The following is a 26,350-nucleotide window of genomic DNA, read 5'->3' on the forward strand; positions in this document are numbered from 1 at the left end:
GTCTGAACAAAAAGTTTAGGTAACTAGCAAAACAGATAGGTTTTTGCCGAAAGCTCAATCTTCCAGCAAGCGGTAATGGGTGGCTCGAACCACCGCTTGAACACGGTTTTTGGCCCCCAGTTTGTGCATGGCCGAGGCCAGGTGCAGGGTGACCACTGCCAGGGAGCGGCTCAATTGCATGGCGATTTCAGCGGCGGTCAGGCCTTCTGCCGCCCATTTCAGGCATTCGCGCTCGCGCTTGGTCAGGCGGATGTGCGGATAAGCCCGCACCTCCTTGCTGAACAGCGGGTACGCCGCTTCCTGGAGGGCATGGGTAATCAGACTGAAATCGGCCAGCGTATGTTGGGCGTCCTTCAATACCGTGCGCGCCTTGCCGGTGCGTAAGCCGGTGAGCGAGGCAAAACCGCCCTTGGGCAGATGAATCGGCACACTGACGCCGCAGGTCAGCTGGCGTTCATGCAGGTAGGAGGAAACGGGAGCGTGGCACGGGTCGATGATCTTTTGCAGGGCGGTCTCAGTCTTGGCCTCATAGGACCAGACAAACGGTGATACCGAACTCAATGCCAGGTGTTGCACCGGGTCGATCTGGTAAAACCCTTCGCTGCACCATAAGGCGTGCCAGTCGGCCGGTGTGTTGCGCAGTTGCAACAGCGAAGGCGTGATCAGTGCGCCGTTGAGATCGATGGGCACCGGGCTGTAGTCATACACCAGCGCATCGAAGCCCAGTTGTTGGGCCAGGATAAACGTATTGTCCATCTGTTCATCCAGGCTCCTGCCCGGTATGAGGCGATTATTGAAGGCGGTCAGCTTGGCCAGCATCCGTTCTGCTCCCGAATTCATTTGAATCTCCACTTGCTGCAAGTAGAATGCCACGCCCCGGCGAAGGACTGCCAGGCCAAACCTATAAGAAATACTAGGTTATGGACGCACGGCATCCTCGGTAGTGTTGACCTGATAAACGGCCGCTACCCGCCAGGCCGATACAACACAAGGAATGTATGCATGTGGCGTGAAATTGCCCCCGACCAGCAATACAACGTGCAAGTCGACGGCCATAACCTCGTGGTCTACAGCTTTGGCGAAGGCGATGAGGTGCTGCTGTGTCTCAACGGCGGGCCGGGCCTGCCGTGTGACTATCTGCGTGACGCCCATGGCTGGCTCAAAGCGCATAACCTGCGAGTGGTTGCATTCGACCAGCTTGGCACAGGCGCATCAGCCAGACCGACCGATGCCGCACTGTGGGAAATCCGCCGTTATGTCGAAGAAGTCGAGACCGTGCGCCAGGCGCTGGGCCTGGGCCGCGTGCATTTGCTCGGGCACTCCTGGGGCGGTTGGCTGGGGATCGAATATGCCGTGCATTATCCCGGTGCGCTCAAAAGCCTGATCCTGGAAAACACCGTCGGCGACATTCCCCACCTGTCCCAGGAGCTGGAGCGCCTGCGCGGCGCCCTGGGCAGCGAAACCGTGGCCATGATGCAACGCCACGAAGCCATGGGCACCCTCGACCACCCGCAGTACCAGGCCGCCATCACCTTGCTCAACTACCGCCACGTGTGTCGGCTCGACGAATGGCCGGAGCCGGTCAAGCGCTCCCTGGGCGACTGGAACATGGGGCCTTACGAAACCATGCAAGGCCCCAACGAGTTCCTCTATATCGGCAACCTCAAGGACTGGAACCGCCTCAAGGAAATGGCCGAGTTCACGATGCCGATCCTGATCACCACCGGCCAACATGACGAACTTACCCCCGCTTGCGCAATGCGCATGAAACTCGCGGCCCCCCACGCCGAGTTGCATGTGTTCCCCAACAGCAGTCATATGCCGTTTTACGAGGAGCCGCAGGCGTACTTCCCGGTGCTGCTGGACTTCCTCGCTCGCCACCGAGACTGACGCATGAACCTGGCGCGCTACCGTTTTGTGTTGTCCCGGCCCCTGCAATTGCTGCCGGTGCTGCTGGGCATCAGCCTGATCACCTTCGTGTTGGTGCGCTCGATTCCTGGCGACCCGGCGCGCGCCTTGCTGGGTTCGCGCAGCACGCCGGATGCGCTGCTGAAGATCCGCGCCCAGTTCGGCCTCGACCAGCCTTTGTGGTTGCAATACTTTTACTTCCTGAAAAACCTGCTCAAGGGCGACCTCGGCCAATCGCTGCTGTACAAGGTCGACGCCCTGAAACTGATCGTCACCCGGATCGAGCCGACCCTGGTGCTGGTGCTGGGCAGCGTGGTGCTCGCGTTGTTGATAGCGGTGCCACTGGCAACGATTGCGGCGCGCCAGCAAGGCCGTTGGGCAGACAAGCTGATCCGCGTGTTCACCACGGTCGGCCTGGGCATGCCGGCGTTCTGGCTGGGGTTGATGCTGATCCTGCTGCTCAGCGTGAAATGGGGCTTGTTCCCGGTGTCCGGTTACGGGCGCACCTGGCTGGACAAGGCGCACCACATGCTCTTGCCGTGCCTGACCATCGCCCTGGCGCTGTCGGCGGTGCTGGTGCGTAACCTGCGGGCGAGCATGTTGATGGAATTGCAGGCGGATCACGTCACCGCCGCACGCGCACGCGGGCTGTCGGAAGGCGCGGTGTTTCGCCGGCATGTGCTGCCCAACGCTCTGGTGCCGGCGGTCAACCTGCTGGCGGTCAACATCGGTTGGCTGATCAGCGGCACGGTGGTCATCGAAAGCCTGTTCGCGATTCCAGGCATCGGCCAGTTGCTAGTGCGCGGCATTTTCACCCGTGACTACATGGTGGTGCAGGGCGTGGCGATGGTGCTGGCCTGTGCCACTGTGGTGGTCAACTTCATGGCTGACCTGGTGACAGTGGCCCTCGACCCACGGGTGAAGATGCAATGAGCAGTCGCCCCCTGATGGCCCCATGGCGCTTGCGCCTGCGCTTTGGTTTTCGCAATGGCCGACTGACCGCCGCATGGGGGTTGTTGATCCTGTTCGCGTGGTTGGCCCTGGCGCTGTTTGCGCCGTGGGTCGCGCCCTATGACCCCATCGCGCAGGACACCGGCATGAGTTTGCTGGCCCCCAGCCTTGCCCATCCGTTGGGTACGGACAATTACGGCAGGGACATCCTGTCGAGGGTGATCTGGGGGGCGCGCATCGACCTGCAGTTGGCGGTTGTCGGGGTGATCTTCCCTTTCATCATTGGCACCTTTATCGGTGCGGTCTCGGGTTATATCGGCGGGCGTTTCGACAGTGTCTGCATGCGTGTGATCGACGTGGTGCTGGCGTTCCCGTTCCTGGTGCTGATGCTGGCGATCATGGCCATCCTCGGGCCGGGCTTACAGAGTTTTTACATCGCCATGACGCTCGTGGGCTGGGTGTCGTATGCGCGCCTGATTCGCTCGCAGATCCTGGTGCTCAAGGAAAGCGAGTTCGCCCTGGCCGCCAAGAGCCTGGGCTTTGGCCATGGACGCATTCTGTTCCGGCATTTGTTGCCCAATGCGCTGTTTGGCTCCATCGTGTTTTCCATGTCCGACGCGGTGCTGGTGCTGCTCAACGGCGCCGCCGTCAGCTACCTGGGCCTGGGGGTGCAACCACCGACCGCCGAATGGGGGACGATGGTAGCCGAGGGGCAAGCCTTTATCACCACCGCCTGGTGGATCTGCACCTTTCCGGGCCTGGCCATCGTGACCTTGGCCATGGGCTTCAGCCTGTTGGCCGATGGTGTTGCACAGGTATTGGGGGAGCGCTCATGAGCCTGCTGAAGGTGCGCGACCTCAGTGTGATCGCCAACAACGCCGGGCGTGAGGTCACCTTGGTGGACCGGGTGTCTTTCGACCTGGCCGAGGGTGAAATCCTCGGCCTGGTGGGCGAGAGCGGTTCGGGCAAGACCATGGCCTGTCGCGGCCTGATGCGTCTGTTGCCATCGCCCAACCTGCGGGTGCAGGGCGGCGCGGTGCAGTTGGCCGGCCAGGACTTATTGGCACTGGATGATGCCGGTATGCGCGCCGTGCGCGGCGGGCAGTTGGGCATGGTCTTCCAGAACCCCAGCAGCCACCTGGACCCGCTGATGCGTATCGGTGAGCAGATCGCCGAGGGCATCCGCCTGCATCAAGGTGCGTCGAAAAAAGACGCGCGCTTGCAGGCGATCGAGGTATTGCGTCAGGTCGGGATTCCCGATCCGCAGGCCCGGGTCGACAACTACCCCCATGAGTTTTCCGGTGGCATGCGCCAGCGCGCAATGATTGCCGTGGCCCTGGGCTGCAACCCGAAGGTGTTGATCGCCGACGAACCGACCACGGCCCTGGATGTGACGGTGCAGGCGCAAATCCTGCGGCTGTTGCTCGACCTGCGCGACCAGCGTGGCCTGTCGATCATCATGATCACCCATGACCTGGGCGTGGTGGCGCAAACCTGCGATGCCATCGCCGTGATGTACGCCGGGCGCCTGTGCGAGCACGGCAGCAAATACGAACTGCTGGCCCAACCGCAACATCCGTATACCGCAGGCCTGATCGACTGCCAGCCGGCCCACAGCAGCGGGCATGCGTTGTTGCGCACCATTGCTGGCCAGCCGCCGTTGCTCGATGCATTGCCCGACGGCTGCCGCTTCCACCCGCGCTGCCCGCAGGCAGGCGCCTTGTGCACCGAGTTGCTGCCCCAGGGCGCACGCGTGGCCTGTCACTACCCGTTGGGAGCGCGCCCATGAGCTTGTTACAGGTCAAGGATCTGGAAGTGCGCTTTGCCGCGTCCGGCAGTGGCCTGCTGGGCCTCAACCGCCAGTGGGTGAGGGCGGTGAACGGGGTGTCGCTGAACCTCGCCGCCGGTGAAACCCTGGGTTTGGTGGGCGAGTCCGGCAGTGGCAAGAGCACCCTGGGCCGGGCAATTCTGCACCTCAACCCGATCAGCGCCGGGCAGGTGTTGTTCGACGGTATCGACATGGCCCATGGCAGCGCCATCGACATTGCCCGGCTGCGGCATGAAACCGCGATGATTTTCCAGGACCCCTACGCCGCGCTCAATCCACGGCACAGCATTGGCGAAACCCTTGCCGAGGTACTGCGTGTACAGGGTAAGGTGGCGGCGCAGCAGATTCCTGAGCGTGTGAATGAGTTGCTCGAACTGGTCGGCTTGCGTCCTGAGCTGGCTTCACGCAAGCCCGGCTCTCTCAGTGGCGGCCAGTGCCAGCGCGTGGGTATCGCCCGGGCGCTGGCGGTGGAGCCGCGCCTGATCATTGCCGATGAATGTGTGGCCGCGCTGGATGTGTCGATCCAGGGCCAGATCATCAACCTGCTGCTGGAACTGCAACAACGCATGAACCTGGCGATCCTGTTTATCGCCCATGACCTGGCCATCGTGCGACGCCTGTGCGACCGCGTGGCGGTGATGTACTTGGGCAAGATCGTCGAGGAAGGCCCGGTGGAAGCGGTGTTCACCGCGCCGCGTCACCCGTATACGGCAGCGCTGATCCAGGCCATCCCGGAGATCGATCCGCACCGGCCATTGCCTGCGCAGCCATTGCCCGGCGAACCGCCGAGCCCGCTGAATCTGCCGACTGGTTGTGCCTTTCACCCGCGTTGCCGGTATGCGCAAGCCAAGTGTTCCTCGGTATTGCCTCCCACCCATTTCCTGCACGAGCATCGGTACAGTTGCGTGCTTGAAGACCCTTTGCTTTGACTTTCTGCCATTCATTAACAAGGAGTTGTGATATGCACTCGCGCCACTTGAAATTGCTCGCCGCCGCTACCCTCACGGCCTGGTCGCTGACCGCCGGCCTGGCACAGGCCGCCGGTGTGCTCACCATCGGCTGCCGTGAAGACAGCACCACCTTCGACCCGATCAAAAGCGCGCAAAACCGCGACACCTGGGTATTTGCCAACGTCTACGACACCCTGGTGCGCGTGGATAACCTGGGCACCAAGATGGAACCGGGCCTGGCCGAAAGCTGGGACATTTCCAAGGATGGCCTGACCTACACCTTCAAGCTGCGCGAGGCGAAGTTCTCTGACGGCTCGCCGATCACTGCCGCCGACGCCGCATTCAGCCTGCTGCGCATCCGCGACAACAAGGCCTCCTTGTGGAGCGACCCGTTCAGCCTGATCAACACCGCCACGGCCAGCGATGCCAAGACCCTGGTGGTCACCTTGAAAACCCCGGCGGTGGCCTTTCTCTCGCAACTGGCGTCGCCAACGGTGTCGATCCTGTCGGAAAAAGCCATGACCAAGATGGGCGAAGACGCCTACTCGGAAAACCCGGTGACGTCCGGCGCGTTTACCGTGGACGAGTGGCGCAAGGGCGACCGCGTGATCCTGAAGAAAAACCCGAATTTCTGGCAGGCCGGCAGCGTGAGCCTGGACGGCGTGGAATGGGTGTCGGTGACCGATGACAACACGCGCATGCGCATGGTGCAGAACAACGAACTCGACACGGCGATCTTCGTGCCGTTCTCCCGGGTCGAAGAACTGAAAAAAGACCAGAACGTGGTGATCCACGCCGACCCGTCCACCCGTGAAGATCACCTGTTGATCAACCACGAGCACGGCTTGTTGGCCAAGCCGCAAGTGCGCCAGGCCCTGGACATGGCCATCGACAAGCAATCGCTGGTCAAAGCCGTCACTTACGGTCAAGGCACCGTGGCTTATTCCTACATTCCAAAGGGCTCGCTGTACCACTACGCCAACAACCTGCAACGCCCGTACGACCCGGCCGAAGCCAAGAAGCTGCTGGCCGCTGCAGGTGCCCAGGATTTGAAGCTCAACTACGTGGTCAATGCCGGCAATGAGGCCGACGAGCAGATCGCGGTGATCATCAAAGACCAGCTGGCCAAGGTCGGTGTGACCGCCAACCTGCAAAAAGTCGACCCCACCCAAAGCTGGCAGATGCTGGTGGATGGTGAGTACGATATTTCGGTGATGTACTGGACCAACGACATCCTCGACCCCGACCAGAAAACCACCTTCGTGCTGGGCCACGACACCAACCAGAACTATATGACCCGCTACAAGAACGACCAGGTCAAGGCCTTGGTGGCGGCTGCGCGGATCGAGGCAGACCCGGCCAAGCGTGAGCAAATGTATGTGGAGTTGCAGAAACTGGCCAAACAGGATGTGAACTGGATTGACCTGTACTACAGCCCGTACATCAATATCTCACGCAAGAACGTAAGCAACTTCCTGCAGAACCCGTTGGGGCGCTTCACCCTTGAGGAAGTGGTCAAAAACTGAGTATTTGAGTACACCACAAAGCAATGTGGGAGCTGGCTTGCCTGCGATACAGACACCTCGGTGCTTCAGTGACACCGCGGTGATGCTATCGCAGGCAAGCCAGCTCCCACCTTTGTTTTGCGGTGTGTCAGGGCTTACTGCGCATCGAAGGCCTGGCCATTGATGCCCGCACTGTCCGGCCCCATCAGGTACAGGTACACCGGCATGATCTCTTCCGGCGCCGGCCTTTCCATCGGGTTTTCCCCTGGGTACGCCTGGGCGCGCATGCTGGTGCGGGTGCCGCCCGGGTTGATGCTGTTGGCGCGCACTGCGGCCACATCTTCCAGTTCATCGGCCAGGGTTTGCATCAGCCCCTCGGTGGCGAACTTGGACACGCCATAGGCACCCCAATAAGCACGGCCCTTGCGCCCGACGCTGCTGGAGGTGAATACCACCGACGCATCCTGGGACAGCTTGAGCAACGGCAGTAAAGTGCTGGTCAGCATGAACATCGCGTTGACGTTGACGTGCATCACCCGCATGAAGTTCTCGCCGGACAACTGCTCGATGGGCGTGCGCGGGCCGATGATCGAGGCGTTGTGCAACAAACCGTCGAGGTGGCCGAATGCCTTTTCGATCATCGCTGCCAGCTCATCGTATTGATGGGGCAGGGCGGTCTCCAGGTTGAACGGGATCACCACCGGCTGTGGGTGGCCGGCGGCTTCGATCTCGTCATACACCTGGGCCAGGTTGGCTTCGGTCTTGCCCAGCAACAGCACGGTGGCGCCATGGGCGGCATAGGTCTTCGCCGCTGCCGCGCCAATCCCGCGACCGGCGCCGGTTACCAGGATGATCCGGCCTTTGAGCAGTTCTGGAGGGGCAGAGTAATCAAACATAAATAGCCTCGACAAATTTCAAGGTGATACAGCTCTCGAAGTGGAGTCCATATCCTGTGGGAGCTGGCTTGCCTGCGATGGCGGACGACCGGTCGCCAAATGTGCTGGCTGGCAGACCGCTATCGCAGGCAAGCCAGCTCCCACATTGCTTCGAACCATCAGCAACTGCACAGCGCGTTATCCAGCACCTTGCGCAATTCCAGCGGGTGATCCACCACCACATCCGCGCCCCAGTGGCGGGGGTTGTCGTCCGGGTGGATATAGCCATAGGTGACCGCCGCCGTGCGCGTACCAGCATCGCGGCCGGATTCGATGTCGCGCAGGTCATCGCCCACGAACAGCACGCTGGCCGGGTCCAGGTCGAGCATCTTGCACGCCAGAATCATCGGCTCCGGGTCCGGCTTGCTGTTTTTCACGTGGTCCGGGCAGATCAGCACGGCCGAACGCTCGGCCAGGCCCAGCCGTTGCATGATCGGTTCGGCAAAGCGCACCGGCTTGTTGGTGACCACACCCCAGATCAACTTGGCTTTCTCGATGTCTTCCAGCAGCTCGGCCATGCCGTCGAACAGCTTGCTGTGGACTGCGCAATCCTTGAGGTAACGCTCCAGGAATTCCTGGCGCAGTTCCTCAAAACCCGGCGACTCCGGGTCCATCGAGAAGGTCACCGCGACCATCGCCCGCGCACCACCGGAAATTTCATCGCGGATGTGCTGCGGGTTGATCGGCGCCAGGCCACGGTCGGCGCGCATGGCCTGGCAGATGGCGATAAAGTCCGGCGCGGTGTCCAGCAGGGTACCGTCCATGTCGAAGAGAACCGCTCGCAACTTCACAGGCTTACTCCTCGCGCAGGGTCTGGATCATGTAGTTGACGTCAACATCGTTGGCCAGCTTGTAGTGCTTGGTCAGCGGGTTGTAGGTCAGGCCGATGATGTCCTTGACGGTCAGCCCGGCTTGGCGGCTCCACGCACCCAGCTCGGAAGGGCGGATGAATTTCTTGAAATCATGGGTGCCGCGCGGCAGCAGCTTCATGATGTATTCAGCGCCGATGATCGCGAACAGGTAGGCCTTGGGGTTGCGGTTGATGGTGGAGAAGAACACCTGGCCGCCGGGCTTGACCATACGGAAGCACGCACGGATCACCGAGGACGGGTCTGGCACGTGTTCGAGCATTTCCAGGCAGGTGACCACGTCGAACTGCTCGGGCATTTCCTCGGCCAGGGCTTCGGCAGTGATCTGGCGGTATTCCACGCTCACGCCGGATTCGAGCTGGTGCAACTGGGCTACGGCCAGCGGCGCTTCGCCCATGTCGATGCCCATGACGGTGGCGCCGCGCTGGGCCATGGCTTCGCTGAGGATGCCGCCGCCGCAACCGACGTCCAGCACTTTCTTGCCGGCCAGGTTGACGCGCTCGTCAATCCAATTGACCCGTAGTGGATTGATGTCGTGCAAGGGCTTGAATTCGCTCTCGCGGTCCCACCAGCGATGGGCAAGGGCTTCAAACTTGGCGATTTCGGCGTGGTCGACGTTGCTCATGGTGAATCCTCTGAATCTGATAAGTCGGTGTGTCGCGGCTGAACCCAAGGCTTCAGCCGCGTCGTTATTCGCTGTGCCCGCTGATGCGTTGGCCCCAGGCAATGGCCGTGGCGGTCAACTGTTGTTCATCCATGCGGGTCAATTGCCGGTCGTCGAGCAATGGCTTGCCGGCAACCCAAAGGTGTTTCACGCAATCGCGCCCGGTGGCATATATAAGCTGTGAGACCGGATCGTAGATCGGTTGTTGCGCCAGCCCGGAAAGATCAAAAGCGACGATGTCTGCCGCCTTGCCGACTTCCAGGGAGCCAATCTGGCTGTCCAGGCCCATCGCCCTGGCGCCGTTGAGTGTGGCCATGCGCAAGGCGCGGTGGGCATCCAGCGCAGTGGCCGAACCGGCCACGGCCTTGGCCAGCATCGCCGCCGTGCGGGTTTCGCCAAGCAGATCCAGGTCATTGTTGCTGGCGGCGCCGTCGGTGCCGATGGCCACGTTGACGCCAGCCTGCCACAAGCGCTCCACCGGGCAAAAGCCGCTGGCCAGTTTCAGGTTCGATTCCGGGCAGTGAATGACGCTGGTGTTGCTTTCTGCCAGTAAAGCCAGGTCGTCTTCGCTGATTTGGGTCATGTGCACGGCCTGAAAGCGCGGGCCCAGCAAGCCAAGGCGAGCCAGGCGCGCCAATGGCCGCTCGCCGGTCTGCTCGATGGCTTGCTGCACTTCAAAGGCGGTTTCGTGAACGTGCATATGGATCGCGGCGTCCAGCTCTTCGGCGATCACCCGGATTTTTTCCAGGTTGGCATCGCACACGGTGTACGGGGCGTGGGGGCCGAAGGTGATTTTGATGCGCGGGTGGTGCTTGAGGTCGCCGAACAACTCGATACCCTGGCGGATCGCCTCGTCGGCACTGCTGGCGCCGGGGATCGGGAAGTCGAGGATCGGCAGCGCGATCTGCGCACGCATACCGCTGTTGTGCACGCAGTCACTGGCGACCTTGGGGTAGAAATACATGTCCGAGAAGCAGCTGATGCCGCCCTTGATCTGCTCGGCAATGGCCAGGTTGGTGCCGTCGCGCACGAACGCTTCATCGACCCACTTGGCTTCGGCGGGCCAGATGTGCTTTTCCAGCCAGGTCATCAGTGGCAAATCGTCGGCCAAGCCGCGGAACAGGGTCATGGCGGCATGACCGTGGGCATTGACCAGGCCGGGGCTGAGCAGCATGCCGGGCAGTTCACGCACCTCTTGCGCCGCCAGCTTCAACGCCGCGTCCCGTGGCCCGATAAAGGCAATGCAGCCATCGCGGATACCCAGGCCGTGCTCCTTGAGCACCACGCCAGCGGGCTCGACGGGTACCAGCCAGGTCGGCAGCAGCAACAAGTCGAGCGGGGCGGCAGTGGAGGTCATCGCAGGCTTCTTCCCAGGCAGCTATAAAAGAAGGGCGAAGTATACCCGAGCGTCCTGGCTGGCGGATCGCTATAATCGGCGGCTTTTGTTCATGAGTGCGGGGTAAGGGATGCGCGACCGACTGTTGGCTGCAGACAAAGTGAAGGCCATCGAATGGCGTGATGGCGCGCTGCACCTGCTCGATCAGCGCGTTTTGCCGTCCCGGACGCACTGGGTGGCCTGCAGTACCGTTGAGTCGGTGGCCGACGCCATTCGCACCATGGTGGTGCGGGGCGCGCCGGCTATCGGCATCTGCGCCGCCTATGGCTTGGTCCTGGCCGCCCGCGAGCGTATCGCCGAGGGTGGTGACTGGCAGGCTGCATGGGAAGAAGACTACGCCTTGCTGGCCCATACCCGACCGACCGCATCGAACCTGTTCTGGGCCTTGCAGCGCATGCGCGACCGCCTCGACCGCCTCAAGCAGCACGCTGACCCGCTGGTGGTGCTGGAAGCCGAAGCCGTGGCGATCCATGAAAGCGACCGGGAGGCCAATGTGGTCATGGCCCAGTTGGGTATGGAGCGGATTCGCAAGCACCAGGGCAATGCCCAGGCGATCCTCACCCATGGCAACGCCGGCGCGTTGGCTTCCGGCGGCGTTGGCACAGCCCTCGGGGTCATTCATGCAGCGTATCTGGAGGGCTTGGTCGAGCAGGTCTATGTCAATGAAACCCGCCCATGGCTGCAAGGCTCGCGCCTGACGGCCTGGGAATTGGCGGGCCAGGGCATCCCCGTGGCGGTGAATGCCGACTCCGCCGGGGCGCATATCCTCAAGACCAAAGGCGTGACGTGGGTGGTGGTCGGTGCTGACTGTATCGCGGCCAATGGCGATGTGATCAGCAAGATCGGCACTTATCAGTTGGCCGTGTGTGCCATGCACCATGGCGTGCGCTTTATGGTGGTGGCGTCGAGTTCGACCCTGGATTTGATGATGGCTACGGGGGAGGATGTTGCGCTGGAGCAGCGCGATATGGGTGAGTTGCTTGAGGTGGATGGGCAGCGGTTGGATATCGCGGCGTTTAACCCTGTGTTTGATGTGACCCCTGCGGACCTGATCGACGTGATCGTCACCGAAAAAGGCATTGTCGAGCGGCCAGACACTGCCAAACTGGCCAAGTTGATGTGTCGTAAGCGCCTGCATTGAGGGTGTCGGTGGCTGTGGGGGCTCTATCGCAGGCAAGCCAGCTCCCACCTTCAACCGTGTTCACACATCAAAGGTGGGAGCTGGCTTGCCTGCGATTGGCCCTTGAAGTCAATAAAACGTCTGCATTCCACCCTCGCAAAAAAGCACCATCGCGCCTCTGAGCCCCTCTCGTCCCCTTCAAGCCTGTCATCCGTCAAATTACTAGCCTCCATGCGCATCAGGGGGATAGGTGCGTGGCGGCGATTGTGATAACATCCGGCGGTTTCCAGGGCTGCCCCGAGGGGTGGCCTATAACGTGCAGATCCGTGTCATAACTCGTTGATTTGTCGTAAGTCGTTGTCAGGCACCGTGCCGGCAGCGGCGAGCTTCGTTCGTCCCGAATGGATGTGACGAGGTTTCACCCGAAAAAGGAATCAGGCTTCTCATGGGCGAACTGGCCAAAGAAATCCTCCCGGTCAATATCGAAGACGAGCTGAAACAGTCCTACCTCGACTACGCGATGAGCGTAATTGTCGGTCGGGCACTGCCTGATGCGCGCGATGGCTTGAAGCCCGTGCACCGGCGTGTGCTGTTCGCGATGAGCGAGCTGGGTAACGACTGGAACAAGCCGTACAAGAAATCTGCCCGTGTTGTCGGTGACGTGATCGGTAAGTATCACCCTCACGGCGACACTGCGGTGTACGACACCATCGTTCGGATGGCGCAGCCGTTTTCCCTGCGCTACCTGCTGGTAGACGGCCAGGGTAACTTCGGTTCGGTGGACGGCGACAACGCCGCGGCCATGCGATACACCGAAGTGCGCATGACCAAGCTGGCGCACGAGCTACTGGCCGACCTGCATAAAGAAACCGTGGACTGGGTGCCGAACTACGACGGCACCGAAATGATCCCGGCTGTCATGCCCACCAGGATTCCCAACCTGCTGGTCAACGGTTCCAGCGGTATCGCCGTGGGCATGGCCACCAACATCCCGCCGCACAACCTCGGTGAAGTCATCGACGGTTGCCTGGCCCTTATCGACAACCCTGAGCTGACTGTCGATGAGCTGATGCAATACATTCCCGGCCCGGACTTCCCGACCGCCGCGATCATCAACGGTCGCGCCGGCATCATCGAAGCCTACCGCACCGGCCGTGGGCGCATTTACATGCGCGCCCGCTCGATCATCGAAGACATCGACAAGGTCGGTGGCCGCCAGCAGATCGTCATCACCGAACTCCCTTACCAGTTGAACAAGGCACGCCTGATCGAGAAGATCGCCGAGCTGGTTAAAGAGAAGAAGCTGGAAGGCATCACCGAGCTGCGCGACGAGTCCGACAAAGACGGCATGCGCGTGGTCATCGAGCTGCGCCGCGGCGAAGTGCCGGAGGTGATCCTCAACAACCTCTACGCCCAGACCCAGCTGCAAAGCGTGTTTGGTATCAACGTGGTTGCCCTGATCGACGGCCGCCCGCGCATCCTGAACCTCAAGGACCTGCTGGAAGCCTTCGTGCGTCACCGTCGCGAAGTGGTCACCCGCCGTACCGTGTTCGAACTGCGCAAGGCCCGCGAGCGCGGCCATATCCTGGAAGGCCAGGCGGTTGCGTTGTCGAACATCGACCCGGTGATCGCCCTCATCAAGGCCTCGCCAACCCCGTCGGAAGCCAAGGAAGCGCTGATCAGCACACCTTGGGAATCCAGTGCCGTGGTCGCGATGGTTGAGCGCGCTGGCGCCGACTCGTGCCGCCCCGAGACCCTGGACCCGCAATACGGTCTGCGTGAAGGCAAGTACTTCCTGTCGCCAGAACAGGCCCAGGCCATCCTGGAACTGCGCCTGCACCGCCTGACTGGCCTTGAGCACGAGAAGCTGCTGGCCGAGTACCAGGAGATCCTCAACCAGATCGGCGAGTTGATCCGCATCCTCAGCAGCGCTGTGCGCCTGATGGAAGTGATCCGCGAAGAACTGGAAGTGATCCGCGCCGAATACGGCGACGTGCGCCGCACCGAAATCCTCGATGCGCGCCTGGACCTGACCCTGGGTGACATGATCCCGGAAGAAGAGCGCGTGGTGACCATCTCCCACGGTGGCTATGCCAAGACCCAACCGTTGGCGGCCTACCAGGCCCAGCGTCGTGGCGGTAAAGGTAAATCGGCTACCGGCGTGAAGGATGAGGACTACATCGCTCACCTGCTGGTCGCCAACAGCCACACCACGCTGCTGCTGTTCTCCAGCAAAGGCAAGGTGTACTGGCTCAAGACCTACGAAATCCCGGAGGCCTCCCGCGCTGCCCGTGGTCGTCCGTTGGTCAACCTGCTGCCGCTGGACAGTGACGAATACATCACCACCATGCTGCCGGTCGAGGAATACACCGAAGGTCACTTCATCTTCATGGCCACCGCCAAAGGCACCGTGAAGAAGACCCCGCTGGAATCCTTCAGCCGTCAACGCAGCGTGGGCCTGATCGCCTTGGAACTGGACGAAGGCGACGTGCTGATTTCCGCAGCCATCACCGATGGCGAGCGCGAAGTCATGCTGTTCTCCGATGGCGGCAAGGTCACACGCTTCAAGGAATCCGACGTACGAGCCATGGGCCGTACCGCCCGCGGTGTACGCGGCATGCGCCTGCCGGAAGGGCAGAAGCTGATTTCGATGCTGATCCCGGAAGAAGGCAGCCAGATCCTCACCGCTTCCGAGCGTGGTTATGGCAAGCGCACCGCCATCAGTGAGTTCCCGGAGTACAAGCGTGGCGGCCAGGGCGTGATCGCCATGGTCAGCAACGACCGCAACGGCCGTCTCGTCGGCGCGGTGCAGGTGCTCGACGGCGAGGAGATCATGCTGATTTCCGACCAGGGCACCCTGGTGCGTACCCGTGTGGCGGAAGTGTCGAGCCTGGGCCGTAACACCCAGGGCGTGACCCTGATCAAGCTGGCCAAGGACGAAAAACTGGTCGGCCTGGAGCGTGTGCAGGAGCCTTCGGAAGTCGAAGGTGAAGAGCTCGAAGGTGAGGAATTCGAAGGCGAGGTGATCGCAGCTGGCGATGACAACGTTGACGAGCCAACCCTCGACGCTGCCGCAGACGAAGAAGAACCGCAGGAATAAGCGGACACACAGGGGGCGGATGAAGATTCGCCCCCTTGTTGTTTGTCCCCTATGAAACACAGCGCCCTTTGCCTGGACGCGGTCCATGTGGGAGCTGGCTTGCCTGCGATGCAGGCGCCTCGGTCATTCAGTGATACCGCGGCGCTGCTATCGCAGGAAAGCCAGCTCCCACAGATGTCCGCTCCAGAATGAGGGCGTTGCTGACATGATTGCAGCCCCACCAGATCAGAGTGAGATTGGATGTGAGCAAGAGAGCCTATAACTTCTGTGCCGGTCCCGCGGCGCTTCCTGAAGCAGTCCTGCAGCGTGCGCAGGGTGAACTCCTCGACTGGCATGGAAAAGGCCTCTCCGTGATGGAAATGAGCCATCGCAGCGATGAGTTCGTGTCCATCGCCAACAAGGCCGAGCAGGACCTGCGCGACTTGCTGGACATCCCATCCCATTACAAAGTGCTGTTCCTGCAAGGTGGTGCGAGCCAGCAGTTCGCCCAGTTACCGCTGAACCTGCTGCCAGAAGGCGGGACTGCCGACTATATCGACACCGGTATCTGGGGTCAGAAGGCTATCGAAGAAGCCTCGCGCTACGGCCATGTCAACGTGGCAGGCACCGCCAAGCCCTACGACTACTTCGCCATTCCCGGTCAGAACGAGTGGAAGCTGTCCAAAGACGCGGCCTACGTTCACTACGTCGCGAACGAAACCATCGGTGGCCTGGAATTTGATTGGGTGCCGCAAGTCGGTGACGTTCCGCTGGTGTGCGACATGTCCTCGGACATCCTCTCGCGTCCGATCGATGTGTCCAAGTACGGCATGATCTACGCCGGCGCGCAAAAGAACATCGGCCCAAGCGGCATCCTGGTCAATATCATCCGCGAAGACCTGCTGGGCCGCGCCCGCTCGCTGTGCCCGACCATGCTCAACTACAAGGTCGCGGCCGATAACGGCTCGATGTACAACACCCCGCCGGCGTTTGCCTGGTACCTCTCCGGCCTGGTCTTCGAGTGGCTCAAAGAGCAGGGCGGCGTGGCGGCCATCGGCAAGCTCAACGAAGAGAAGAAGCGCACCCTGTACGACTTCATCGACGCCAGCGGCCTGTACAGCAACCCGATCAACCTCACCGACCGCTCGTGGATGAACGTGCCGTTCCGCCTGGCGGACGACCGCCTGGACAAGCCGTTCCTGGCCGGCGCCGACGAACGCGGCCTGCTGAACCTCAAGGGCCACCGCTCGGTGGGTGGCATGCGCGCCTCCATTTATAACGCCGTCGACATCCACGCCATCAATGCGCTGGTTGCCTACATGGCAGAGTTCGAGAAGGAACACGGCTAATGTCTGAGCAAGAACTCAAGGCCCTGCGCGTACGCATTGACAGCCTGGACGAGAAGGTCCTGGAGCTGATCAGTGAGCGTGCGCGCTGCGCCCAGGAAGTGGCACGGGTGAAAATGGCGTCGCTGGCGGAAGGCGAAGTGCCGGTGTTCTATCGCCCCGAGCGTGAAGCCCAGGTGCTCAAGCGTGTGATGGAGCGCAACAAGGGGCCGTTGGGCAACGAAGAGATGGCGCGGTTGTTCCGTGAAATCATGTCCTCGTGCCTGGCGCTGGAGCAGCCACTGAAAGTGGCTTACCTCGGCCCTGAGGGCACCTTCACCCAGGCAGCGGCCATGAAGCACTTCGGCCATGCGGTGATCAGCAAGCCGATGGCGGCCATCGACGAAGTTTTCCGTGAAGTCGCCGCCGGTGCGGTGAATTTTGGCGTGGTGCCGGTGGAAAACTCCACCGAAGGTGCGGTCAACCACACGCTGGACAGCTTCCTCGAACACGACATGGTGATCTGCGGTGAGGTGGAGTTGCGTATCCACCACCACCTGCTGGTGGGTGAAAACACCAAGACCGACAGCATCAGCCGTATCTATTCCCACGCCCAGTCCCTGGCCCAGTGCCGCAAGTGGCTGGACGCCCATTACCCGAATGTCGAGCGCGTGGCGGTGTCCAGCAACGCCGAAGCGGCCAAGCGGGTCAAGGGTGAGTGGAACTCGGCGGCGATTGCCGGCGATATGGCCGCGGGCCTCTACGGCCTGACGCGCCTGGCTGAGAAGATCGAAGACCGCCCGGATAACTCCACGCGCTTTTTGATGATCGGCAGCCAGGAAGTGCCGCCCACCGGCGACGACAAGACTTCAATTATCGTTTCCATGAGCAACAAACCCGGCGCGCTGCATGAGCTGCTGGTGCCGTTCCACGATAACGGGATTGACCTGACGCGCATCGAGACTCGTCCTTCGCGCAGCGGTAAGTGGACCTATGTGTTCTTTATCGACTTCATCGGCCATCACCGCGACCCGCTGGTCAAGGGCGTGCTGGAGAAGATCAGTCAGGAAGCCGTGGCACTCAAGGTGCTGGGCTCTTACCCGAAAGCGGTTTTGTGAGGCTTTGACATGAGTGGCAACTTCCTCGCCCTGGCGCAGCCGGGCGTGCAACAACTCTCGGCTTACGTTCCAGGCAAGCCTGTGGACGAGTTGGCCCGTGAGTTGAATCTGGACCCGTCCAAGATCGTCAAACTGGCGAGTAACGAAAACCCGCTGGGCCCGAGCCCCAAAGTGTTGGCGGCGATTCGTGAAGAGCTGGCCGAGCTGACCCGTTATCCCGATGGCAACGGTTTTGCCCTCAAGTCGCTACTGGCGGACAAGTGCCGGGTCGAGTTGAATCAAGTGACCTTGGGCAACGGCTCCAACGACATCCTTGAACTGGTCGGCCGTGCCTACCTGGCACCAGGTTTGAATGCGGTGTTCAGCGAACATGCGTTTGCGGTCTACCCGATTGTGACCCAGGCGGTGGGGGCAGATGCTCGCGTGATTCCTGCCAAGGACTGGGGCCATGACCTGCCGGCGATGCTGGCGGCCATCGATGCCCAGACTCGCGTGGTGTTTATCGCCAACCCGAACAACCCGACCGGCACCTGGTTTGACGAGCAGGCACTGAACGAATTCCTGCAGGACGTGCCCGAGCATGTGCTGGTCGTGCTGGACGAAGCCTACATCGAGTACGCCGAAGGCAGCGACCTGCCCGACGGCCTGGATTTCCTTGCGGCCTACCCGAACCTGCTGGTGTCGCGTACGTTCTCCAAGGCTTATGGCCTGGCGTCGTTGCGGGTCGGTTATGGCTTGTCCACGCCTGTGGTGGCCGATGTGCTGAACCGCGTGCGCCAACCGTTCAACGTCAACAGCCTGGCCCTGGCGGCCGCCTGTGCGGCGGTGAAGGATGCCGAATACCTGGAAGAAGGCCGTCGCCTCAACGAAAGCGGCATGCTGCAATTGCAGGAAGGCTTTCGTGAGCTGGGCCTGGGCTGGATTCCGTCCAAGGGCAACTTCATCTGCGTCGACCTCGGCCAAGTAGCGGCGCCGGTGTTCCAGGGTTTGCTGCGCGAGGGTGTGATCGTACGCCCGGTAGCCAACTACGGGATGCCGAACCACCTGCGTATCACCATCGGTTTGCCGGCTGAGAACAGCCGCTTCCTTGAGGCGCTGGCCAAGGTTCTGGCCCGTGGTTGATGTCACTGCATTGCAACCTGCTGTGCCTATGATCGGTCGCCTGGTGGTGGTCGGTCTGGGGTTGATCGGTGGTTCCTTCGCCAAAGGCCTGCGTGAAAGCGGGCTATGTGGCGAAGTGGTGGGGGTGGACCTCGACCCGCAATCGCGCACGTTGGCGGTGGAGTTGGGGGTGGTGGACCGCTGTGAGGCGGACCTGACCGTTGCGTGCCAGGGCGCGGATGTGATCCAGCTTGCCGTGCCGATCCTGGCCATGGAGAAGTTGCTGGCGGTACTGGCGGGTATGGACCTCGGGCAAGCGATCCTTACCGATGTGGGCAGCGCCAAAGGCAACGTGGTGCGCGCGGCACGATTGGCGTTTGGTGGCATGCCGCCGCGTTTTGTGCCGGGCCATCCCATCGCGGGTTCCGAGCAGAGCGGGGTGGAGGCCTCCAATGCGCAGTTGTTTCGTCGGCATAAGGTCATCCTGACGCCGCTTGCGCAAACCGATCCCACGGCGTTGGCGGTGGTGGATCGTCTCTGGCGCGAACTGGGCGCGGATGTGGAGCATATGCAGGTCGAGCGTCACGACGAAGTGTTGGCAGCCACCAGCCACTTGCCGCATCTGCTGGCATTTGGCTTGGTGGATTCTTTGGCCAAGCGCAACGAGAACCTCGAGATTTTCCGTTACGCCGCCGGCGGCTTCCGCGATTTTACGCGGATTGCCGGCAGCGATCCGGTGATGTGGCACGACATCTTCCTCGCCAATCGCGAAGCGGTGTTGCGCACCCTGGACACCTTCCGCAGTGATCTCGACGCCTTGCGCGACGCGGTGGATGCGGGAGACGGCCATCAACTGCTGGGCGTGTTCACACGGGCACGGGTGGCGCGTGAACATTTCAGCAAGATTCTCGCACGCCGGGCCTATATGGAAACCGCAGTGAACACCGATGATCTGACCTTCATCGCCAGCCCGGGTGGCCGCTTGAGCGGGCGCATCCGCGTGCCGGGTGACAAGTCGATCTCCCATCGCTCGATCATGCTGGGCTCGTTGGCCGAGGGTGTGACCGAGGTGGAAGGCTTCCTTGAGGGTGAGGACGCCCTGGCGACCTTGCAGGCCTTTCGCGACATGGGCGTGGTGATCGAGGGCCCGCACCATGGGCGCGTGACCATTCACGGTGTCGGCCTGCAGGGCCTGAAGGCAGCGCCGGGGCCGATCTACGTGGGCAATTCCGGCACGTCGATGCGCCTGTTGGCCGGTGTATTGGCGGCGCAGCGCTTCGACAGCGTGTTGACCGGCGATGCCTCGCTGTCCAAGCGCCCGATGAACCGCGTGGCCAAGCCGCTGCGTGAAATGGGCGCGATCATCGAGACCGGGCCGGACGGGCGTCCGCCACTGAGCATTCGTGGCGGACAATCGCTCAAAGGCTTGAACTATGTACTGCCCATGGCCAGTGCCCAGGTGAAATCCTGCTTGTTGTTGGCGGGGTTATACGCTGAGGGTAAAACCTCGGTGACCGAGCCCGCACCGACCCGCGACCACACAGAGCGCATGCTGCGCGGCTTTGGCTACCCGGTGGCGGTGCAGGGCGCGACGGCGTCGCTGGCGTCGGGGCATGGGTTGACCGCTACGCGTATTGAAGTGCCGGGGGATATTTCGTCTTCGGCGTTTTTCCTGGTGGCGGCCTCGATTGCCGAAGGCTCCGAGCTGTTGCTGGAGCATGTCGGTATCAACCCGACCCGCACCGGTGTGATTGACATCCTGCGGCTGATGGGGGCTGATATCACCCTCGAAAATCAGCGTGAGGTGGGCGGCGAGCCGGTTGCGGATTTACGTGTGCGTGCTGCCGCGCTCAAGGGTATCGAGATTCCAGAGGCCCTGGTGCCGTTGGCGATTGATGAGTTTCCCGTGCTGTTTATTGCCGCAGCCTGCGCTCAGGGGCGTACTGTTTTACGCGGGGCCGAAGAGCTGCGCCTCAAGGAGTCCGATCGCATCCAGGTGATGGCCGACGGTCTGTTGGCTCTGGGCGTGAAGTGTGAACCCACGCCTGATGGGCTTATCATTGACGGTGGCCCGATGGGCGGCGGTGAAGTGCATGCCCATGGCGACCATCGGATTGCCATGGCGTTCAGTGTGGCTTCCCTGCGGGCGACGGCGCCTATTCGTATCCTTGACTGCGCCAATGTTGCTACGTCTTTTCCGAACTTTCTGACACTGTGTGCCCAAGTCGGCATCCGTGTTGCCCAAGAGGCTCAATTGTGAATATCAAAGCACCGGTGATTACCATCGACGGGCCTAGCGGCTCGGGCAAAGGCACAATCGCTGGCATTCTGGCCAAGCGCCTGGGTTGGTGCCTGCTGGATTCTGGCGCGCTGTATCGCCTGCTGGCGTTCGCTGCGCACAACCATGGTGTGGACCTGACCAACGAAGAGCTGCTGACGAAACTTGCCGCCCATCTGGATGTGCAGTTCATTGCGGCGACCGAGGGTCAGTTGCAGCGCATCATTCTGGAAGGTGATGAAGTCAGCGATGTGATTCGCACCGAAAGTATCGGCGCGGGCGCCTCCCAAGTGGCCGCGCTGCCTGCCGTGCGCGAGGCGCTGCTGCAGCGCCAGCGCGCATTCCAGGAGGCGCCGGGCCTGGTGGCCGATGGCCGCGACATGGGCACGGTGGTGTTTCCCGAGGCGCCGCTGAAGATTTTCCTGACCGCCAGCGCCGAGGAACGGGCACGCCGCCGATACTTGCAGTTGAAGGGCAAAGTCGATGGTGTTAGTCTGTCGAGTCTGCTAGATGAGATCCGTGCACGCGATGAGCGTGATACCCAGCGTGCGGTAGCCCCGCTCAAGCCGGCGGCTGACGCCATACAGCTGGATTCCACGGAGCTATCCATCGAGCAGGTGCTGGAACGCATCATGAGTGAAATCGCCATTCGCGATATCGCCGGGTGATCAAGAAGGCCGCAGGGGACCAGTCATAGTCCTGCGGTGGCTTCTTTTAACTGAAACTGACCCACACCGTCTGGGGTGTGGAGATGGGCGTATTCTTCGCCCTTATCAACAGGAATTAAAATGAGCGAAAGCTTTGCGGAACTCTTTGAAGAAAGCCTAAAAACCCTGAACCTTCAGGCAGGCTCCATCATCACCGGTGTTATCGTTGATATCGATTACCAAGCTCGCTGGGTAACCGTTCACGCTGGTCTGAAGTCTGAAGCTCTGATCCCGCTGGAACAGTTCTACAACGATGCTGGTGACCTGACTATCAATGTCGGTGACGAAGTTCACGTTGCTCTGGACTCGGTTGAAGACGGTTTCGGTGAAACCAAGCTGTCCCGTGAAAAAGCCAAGCGCGCTGAATGCTGGATTGTTCTCGAAGCAGCCTTCGCAGCTGAAGAAGTGGTCAAGGGCGTTATCAACGGTAAGGTTAAAGGCGGCTTCACTGTCGACGTTAACGGCATCCGTGCGTTCCTGCCAGGTTCTTTGGTCGACGTTCGTCCAGTGCGCGACACCACGCACCTGGAAGGCAAAGAACTGGAATTCAAAGTCATCAAGCTCGACCAGAAGCGCAACAACGTTGTCGTTTCCCGTCGCAGCGTGCTGGAAGCAGAGAACTCCGCCGAGCGTGAAGCTCTGCTGGAATCCCTGCAGGAAGGCCAACAAGTCAAAGGTATCGTCAAGAACCTCACCGATTACGGCGCATTCGTCGATCTGGGTGGCGTCGATGGCCTGCTGCACATTACCGACATGGCTTGGAAGCGTATCAAGCATCCTTCCGAAATCGTCAACGTTGGCGACGAGATCGATGTCAAGGTTCTGAAGTACGATCGTGAGCGTAACCGCGTTTCCCTGGGCTTGAAGCAGCTGGGCGAAGATCCATGGGTTGCTATCAAAGCTCGTTACCCAGAAAGCACCCGCGTAACCGCGCGTGTTACCAACCTGACCGACTACGGCTGCTTCGCAGAGCTGGAAGAAGGCGTGGAAGGCCTGGTACACGTTTCCGAAATGGACTGGACCAACAAGAACATCCACCCTTCGAAAGTCGTACAAGTCGGCGACGAAGTGGAAGTTATGGTTCTGGACATCGACGAAGAGCGTCGTCGTATCTCCCTGGGCATCAAGCAGTGCAAATCTAACCCATGGGAAGATTTCTCTGGCCAGTTCAACAAGGGCGATAAAATCTCCGGCACCATCAAGTCGATCACCGATTTCGGTATCTTCATTGGTCTGGACGGCGGCATCGACGGCCTGGTTCACCTGTCCGACATCTCCTGGAACGAAGTTGGCGAAGAAGCTGTTCGTCGTTTCAAGAAGGGCGACGAGCTGGACACCGTTATCCTGTCGGTTGACCCAGAGCGCGAGCGCATCTCCCTGGGCATCAAGCAACTGGAAAGCGATCCGTTCTCCGAGTACGTTCAAGAGAACGATAAAGGCGCCATCGTTAAAGGCACTGTGAAAGAAGTTGACGCCAAAGGCGCCATCATCGTTCTGGCCGACGATATCGAAGCGACTCTGAAAGCCTCCGAAATCAGCCGTGACCGCGTTGAAGACGCGCGCAACGTTCTGAAAGAAGGCCAGGAAGTAGAAGCCAAGATCATCAGCGTTGACCGCAAGAGCCGCGTGATTCAGCTCTCCATCAAGTCGAAAGACGAAGTGGAAGAGAAAGAAGCTATCCAGAGCCTGAAAGAAGCTGCTCCGGAAGCTGCTGCTGATACCACCATGGCGGCACTGCTGCGCCAGGCAATGGCTAAGCAGAACTAAGTTCTGTAAAGCTGTAGAAAAAGGGCGACTTCGGTCGCCCTTTTTTGTGCCTGAAATTTGATGAAGCAACTGCATCGAACCAAGGCATTCAGCCCAATGTCAGAACTGACTATAGCCTTGAAAACGGCTATTTCGCGTTGCTGACTCAATAAGGGTTTGAATGAACAGAGTTATCGTAATACTCGCCTTGCTGGTACTTGCAGGCTGCTCCTCCACCAGTGCCAAGACACACGCGAAGCGCGGCGTCAGCGGCATCGAGGTCGACTGCTCTGGCCTGGGCAACAAGTGGGAAAAGTGCGAGAAGCGCGCCGCCCGTGAGTGCAAGATGCAGGGCTACAAGGTCATAACCCGCTCCAGCGATGCAGAGGACGAAGAGGGCGACTACCTGTTCGGCTGGAACCCTGCTGGCGCGGTGACGCGGACCATGTTGGTGATCTGTAAGTAAGGGGTTGGCTGCTTGCTGAACGTGTTTATTCAGCCTCAGATAAGTTGACACATGGGCTGTTCAAATTCATCAACTCATGCTAAAACCTTCGGAGCGCTTTTCCTAGCTGCTTGAAAAAGAAGGGAAAAATATGACGAAGTCGGAGTTGATCGAACGAATTGTCACCCATCAAGGGCTGCTCTCATCCAAGGATGTGGAGCTGGCTATCAAGACCATGCTTGAGCAAATGTCCCAATGCCTCGCCACCGGAGATCGCATCGAAATCCGCGGCTTCGGCAGCTTCTCCCTGCACTACCGCGCACCACGCGTAGGCCGCAACCCAAAAACCGGCCAATCCGTCAGCCTCGACGGCAAATTCGTTCCCCACTTCAAACCGGGCAAGGAATTGCGCGATCGGGTGAACGAAGAAGAGGAAGAAGGCGTCTGAGTGTCTTTGGGGAAGGAGAAGGGTATGCGTGGGGTTAAGCGCGTTGTTGCGGTGTTGATTGCGGTGCTTGCGGCTTTGGTGGTTCTGGCGTTTGTGCTGGAGAACCAGCAGGGTGTGGTGCTGTCATTCCTGGGGTGGAGTACTGCGCAGATGCCGGTGGCGGTGTTTGTGGTGGTGGCTTTGATTGTGGGGATGGTGATTGGGCCGGTGTTGGGGGTGGTTGTGCGTAGGCGTCGGGGTAAGGCGGTGGTTTAGGGGGGTAGTCTTAGCTGGCATTGTGATGGGAATGGGCGGTGTTTGAGACCGCTTGTCAGAAATCTAGTCATGTCGAGCGCTTTGCGTTGCCTAGCTACCTATTCCCGCTGGTTGCGACAGTTCTCATGGGGAATTCAGAAACGTCCGACAGACATGTCAAGACTTGTAATATGCCAAAGAGATGGCAGAATGGAATCTGTTCTCGATAACAGGCATTTTGTGCGCTCAAAATTTGGCAGAGACGCTGGGTTTTAGTGGTAAACCAATTAGAATAAAAATACGCAATTTTGTCTGCATAACGAGCCCGCAGTTTCTCTTTGAAGGCAGGTTTTTGTTGTGAGTAGCAGTTTTCGCGCCCCACCGGTATCGCCATCCGACGAAATTGACCTTTTTACCCTTTTTCAGGCCATCTGGAGGCAGAAAAAGCTAATTTCGCTTGTTACTGCTGGCGTGGTTCTCGTCGCAGGGATCTATGCATTTTCGACTACACCTGAGTACCAGGTAGTTAGTATATTGCGACCTGCTGCTATCAATCAGCTGGATGCCCTAAATCGTTCCGAAATCTACAGGCTCCCTCCCGGGGATGCTTTAAATAGAGTGGGCGCCTCATTAGAATCTTACGAAGCTCGGCTTGGTTTTTTCAGGGCTAATCAGAAGCTTTTTAGTCGGTTCGAACGTCCCGGAAGGACGTTGGAGCAGAGCTTTGAGGAGTTCAACCGTAACTCTATTAATTTGGTCCTACCCGATCCGAGAAAGGCCGACTCTCTAAGTGCTTATATCAAGCTGGAGATGAATTATCCCAAGGGCGTCGATGGGGTTAGCATCCTCAATGGATTTGTGGACTATGCTATTGCTATTGAGCGCCAGCAAATTGCTGCTGATATTGAGGTGATCGTCAAGAATCGACTAAATGAGCTTTCCGAGAAAGTTAAAGCTGCGCGCGCGAGTTACGACATGGAAAAAGAGGCGAGAATTGCCTCGTTGCATGAGTCTGATAACCTGAAGCGTGCGCAATTGCAGGACGAGTTAAAGGCGCTTCGTACCCAGCTGAAAACTGAGAGAGCTGATCGCATGACTCAGTTGGATGAGGCAATTGGAATAGCTCAATCTCTTGGTATTCGCAGGCCAACGGCGCCAACCTCTCTCGGTGACGTAGATCGTGTAAATTCTCAGGTTGTAATGCGAACAGAGGTCAATAATCAGCAAATTCCTCTATATTTTATGGGGACTGATGCCTTGGCAGCTGAAAGGGCTGCTCTCAAGCTTCGAAAATCCGATGATTTCACTGCGGAGCGGATCGCGCAGATAGCTAAAGAGCTACAGCTACTTCAGTCCAACCGTGAAATCGAAATTCTCGGCCTTCGAGAGAATGAAGATTTGTTTCTTCAGGGGGTCCAGCCATTGCGTGCTGAAATGGCGCGCCTGCGTAATCTCAACATCGACATAAGTCGTTTGCAACTGGTCACGATTGATAAGCAGGCTTTAGAGCCTCTGAGTCCGGTCAAACCTAAAAAAGCCTTGATACTTCTGGCGGCGTTAATGGCCGGCTTGATGCTGGGCGTAGCTTTCGCGCTTATACGCCACACCGTCCGTAATAGCAATGCTACTGTCGCGAATTTGTCATTATTGCCTAGCTCATCTGATCTCTCAAAGAAAACGGCTGGTGATACGTTTGATCGGTCCTGAAGATAATTTGGTTGGTTTCGCGCTTAGGTGCCTTCG

Annotated in this window: 23 protein-coding genes; 18 read left to right on the forward strand and 5 right to left on the reverse strand. The window is 60.0% G+C overall.

Annotated elements, in window-relative coordinates:
• Positions 1-54: 54 nt before the first annotated feature.
• Positions 55-819, reverse strand: coding sequence for a LuxR family transcriptional regulator (locus AB4P90_RS08850; RefSeq protein ID WP_395606089.1), 765 nt, complete (start codon positions 817-819; stop codon positions 55-57).
• 183 nt (positions 820-1,002) lie between these two features.
• Between AB4P90_RS08850 and AB4P90_RS08855 the strand changes: the two genes are divergently transcribed.
• From AB4P90_RS08855 to AB4P90_RS08880, 6 genes are read left to right on the forward strand one after another with little or no spacing between them, the layout of a single operon-like run.
• On the forward strand, positions 1,003-1,890 hold the full coding sequence (locus tag AB4P90_RS08855) for a proline iminopeptidase-family hydrolase (protein WP_019820648.1): 888 nt from the start codon (positions 1,003-1,005) through the stop codon (positions 1,888-1,890).
• A 3-nt stretch (positions 1,891-1,893) separates the two neighbouring features.
• Positions 1,894-2,841 carry an ABC transporter permease gene (locus tag AB4P90_RS08860; RefSeq protein ID WP_003189752.1) on the forward strand — a complete coding sequence of 316 codons (948 nt, stop codon included), beginning with the start codon at positions 1,894-1,896 and terminating at the stop codon, positions 2,839-2,841.
• Positions 2,838-3,695 (forward strand): ABC transporter permease, encoded by an 858-nt coding sequence (locus AB4P90_RS08865; RefSeq protein WP_395605814.1) that lies wholly within the window; start codon positions 2,838-2,840, stop codon positions 3,693-3,695. The genes AB4P90_RS08860 and AB4P90_RS08865 overlap by 4 nt, the downstream gene beginning before the upstream one ends.
• Entirely contained in the window at positions 3,692-4,648 is a 957-nt protein-coding gene (locus tag AB4P90_RS08870) for an ABC transporter ATP-binding protein (protein WP_019820646.1), read from the forward strand. The genes AB4P90_RS08865 and AB4P90_RS08870 overlap by 4 nt, the downstream gene beginning before the upstream one ends.
• Positions 4,645-5,616 carry an ABC transporter ATP-binding protein gene (locus AB4P90_RS08875; protein WP_019820645.1) on the forward strand — a complete coding sequence of 324 codons (972 nt, stop codon included), beginning with the start codon at positions 4,645-4,647 and terminating at the stop codon, positions 5,614-5,616. The genes AB4P90_RS08870 and AB4P90_RS08875 overlap by 4 nt, the downstream gene beginning before the upstream one ends.
• Before the next feature lie 32 nt (positions 5,617-5,648).
• Entirely contained in the window at positions 5,649-7,163 is a 1,515-nt protein-coding gene (locus tag AB4P90_RS08880; protein ID WP_014717612.1) for an ABC transporter substrate-binding protein, read from the forward strand.
• A 134-nt stretch (positions 7,164-7,297) separates the two neighbouring features.
• Here AB4P90_RS08880 and AB4P90_RS08885 read toward each other — a convergent pair whose 3' ends face one another.
• The 4 genes from AB4P90_RS08885 to AB4P90_RS08900 all read right to left on the reverse strand — a co-directional run bounded on the left by AB4P90_RS08885 (position 7,298) and on the right by AB4P90_RS08900 (position 10,967).
• A complete protein-coding gene (locus AB4P90_RS08885) occupies positions 7,298-8,038 on the reverse strand; it encodes a YciK family oxidoreductase (RefSeq protein WP_014717613.1) in 741 nt (246 codons plus the stop codon).
• A gap of 158 nt (positions 8,039-8,196) precedes the next feature.
• Positions 8,197-8,868 (reverse strand): N-acetylmuramic acid 6-phosphate phosphatase MupP, encoded by a 672-nt coding sequence (gene mupP, locus AB4P90_RS08890; RefSeq protein WP_003189759.1) that lies wholly within the window; start codon positions 8,866-8,868, stop codon positions 8,197-8,199.
• 4 nt (positions 8,869-8,872) lie between these two features.
• Entirely contained in the window at positions 8,873-9,571 is a 699-nt protein-coding gene (ubiG, locus tag AB4P90_RS08895) for a bifunctional 2-polyprenyl-6-hydroxyphenol methylase/3-demethylubiquinol 3-O-methyltransferase UbiG (RefSeq protein ID WP_003189760.1), read from the reverse strand.
• Between the two features lie 64 nt (positions 9,572-9,635).
• Positions 9,636-10,967, reverse strand: coding sequence for a TRZ/ATZ family hydrolase (locus tag AB4P90_RS08900; RefSeq protein WP_395605815.1), 1,332 nt, complete (start codon positions 10,965-10,967; stop codon positions 9,636-9,638).
• 109 nt (positions 10,968-11,076) lie between these two features.
• On the opposite strand from AB4P90_RS08900, the gene mtnA reads away from it, so the two are divergent.
• The 12 genes from mtnA to AB4P90_RS08960 all read left to right on the forward strand — a co-directional run bounded on the left by mtnA (position 11,077) and on the right by AB4P90_RS08960 (position 26,314).
• A complete protein-coding gene (gene mtnA / locus AB4P90_RS08905) occupies positions 11,077-12,147 on the forward strand; it encodes an S-methyl-5-thioribose-1-phosphate isomerase (protein WP_395605816.1) in 1,071 nt (356 codons plus the stop codon).
• Positions 12,148-12,571: 424 nt separating this feature from the next.
• Positions 12,572-15,226, forward strand: a complete 2,655-nt coding sequence (gyrA, locus tag AB4P90_RS08910; RefSeq protein WP_014717617.1) for a DNA gyrase subunit A — start codon at positions 12,572-12,574, stop codon at positions 15,224-15,226.
• A 242-nt stretch (positions 15,227-15,468) separates the two neighbouring features.
• Positions 15,469-16,554 (forward strand): 3-phosphoserine/phosphohydroxythreonine transaminase, encoded by a 1,086-nt coding sequence (gene serC, locus AB4P90_RS08915; RefSeq protein ID WP_282398853.1) that lies wholly within the window; start codon positions 15,469-15,471, stop codon positions 16,552-16,554.
• A complete protein-coding gene (gene pheA / locus AB4P90_RS08920; protein WP_003172650.1) occupies positions 16,554-17,648 on the forward strand; it encodes a prephenate dehydratase in 1,095 nt (364 codons plus the stop codon). Before serC ends, pheA begins: the two co-directional genes overlap by 1 nt.
• A 9-nt stretch (positions 17,649-17,657) precedes the next feature.
• Complete coding sequence (hisC, locus tag AB4P90_RS08925) at positions 17,658-18,770, forward strand: histidinol-phosphate transaminase (protein WP_073454150.1); 1,113 nt, start codon at positions 17,658-17,660, stop codon at positions 18,768-18,770.
• 28 nt (positions 18,771-18,798) lie between these two features.
• Positions 18,799-21,009, forward strand: a complete 2,211-nt coding sequence (locus tag AB4P90_RS08930; protein WP_395606090.1) for a bifunctional prephenate dehydrogenase/3-phosphoshikimate 1-carboxyvinyltransferase — start codon at positions 18,799-18,801, stop codon at positions 21,007-21,009.
• Entirely contained in the window at positions 21,006-21,695 is a 690-nt protein-coding gene (gene cmk / locus AB4P90_RS08935) for a (d)CMP kinase (RefSeq protein ID WP_003189772.1), read from the forward strand. Before AB4P90_RS08930 ends, cmk begins: the two co-directional genes overlap by 4 nt.
• 120 nt (positions 21,696-21,815) lie before the next feature.
• On the forward strand, positions 21,816-23,501 hold the full coding sequence (gene rpsA / locus AB4P90_RS08940) for a 30S ribosomal protein S1 (RefSeq protein WP_003189774.1): 1,686 nt from the start codon (positions 21,816-21,818) through the stop codon (positions 23,499-23,501).
• 160 nt (positions 23,502-23,661) lie between these two features.
• Positions 23,662-23,946 carry a lipoprotein gene (locus AB4P90_RS08945; RefSeq protein WP_032874178.1) on the forward strand — a complete coding sequence of 95 codons (285 nt, stop codon included), beginning with the start codon at positions 23,662-23,664 and terminating at the stop codon, positions 23,944-23,946.
• Between the two features lie 130 nt (positions 23,947-24,076).
• Positions 24,077-24,373: an integration host factor subunit beta gene (gene ihfB / locus AB4P90_RS08950; protein ID WP_003189779.1), complete on the forward strand. Its 297-nt coding sequence runs from the start codon at positions 24,077-24,079 to the stop codon at positions 24,371-24,373.
• 24 nt (positions 24,374-24,397) lie between these two features.
• A complete protein-coding gene (locus tag AB4P90_RS08955) occupies positions 24,398-24,628 on the forward strand; it encodes a lipopolysaccharide assembly protein LapA domain-containing protein (protein ID WP_282398854.1) in 231 nt (76 codons plus the stop codon).
• Positions 24,629-24,964: 336 nt separating this feature from the next.
• Positions 24,965-26,314: a Wzz/FepE/Etk N-terminal domain-containing protein gene (locus tag AB4P90_RS08960; protein ID WP_395605817.1), complete on the forward strand. Its 1,350-nt coding sequence runs from the start codon at positions 24,965-24,967 to the stop codon at positions 26,312-26,314.
• Positions 26,315-26,350: the final 36 nt, after the last annotated feature.

It is taken from the genome of Pseudomonas sp. B16120 (genome assembly GCF_044218845.1).
Classification (GTDB): domain Bacteria; phylum Pseudomonadota; class Gammaproteobacteria; order Pseudomonadales; family Pseudomonadaceae; genus Aquipseudomonas; species Aquipseudomonas paracarnis.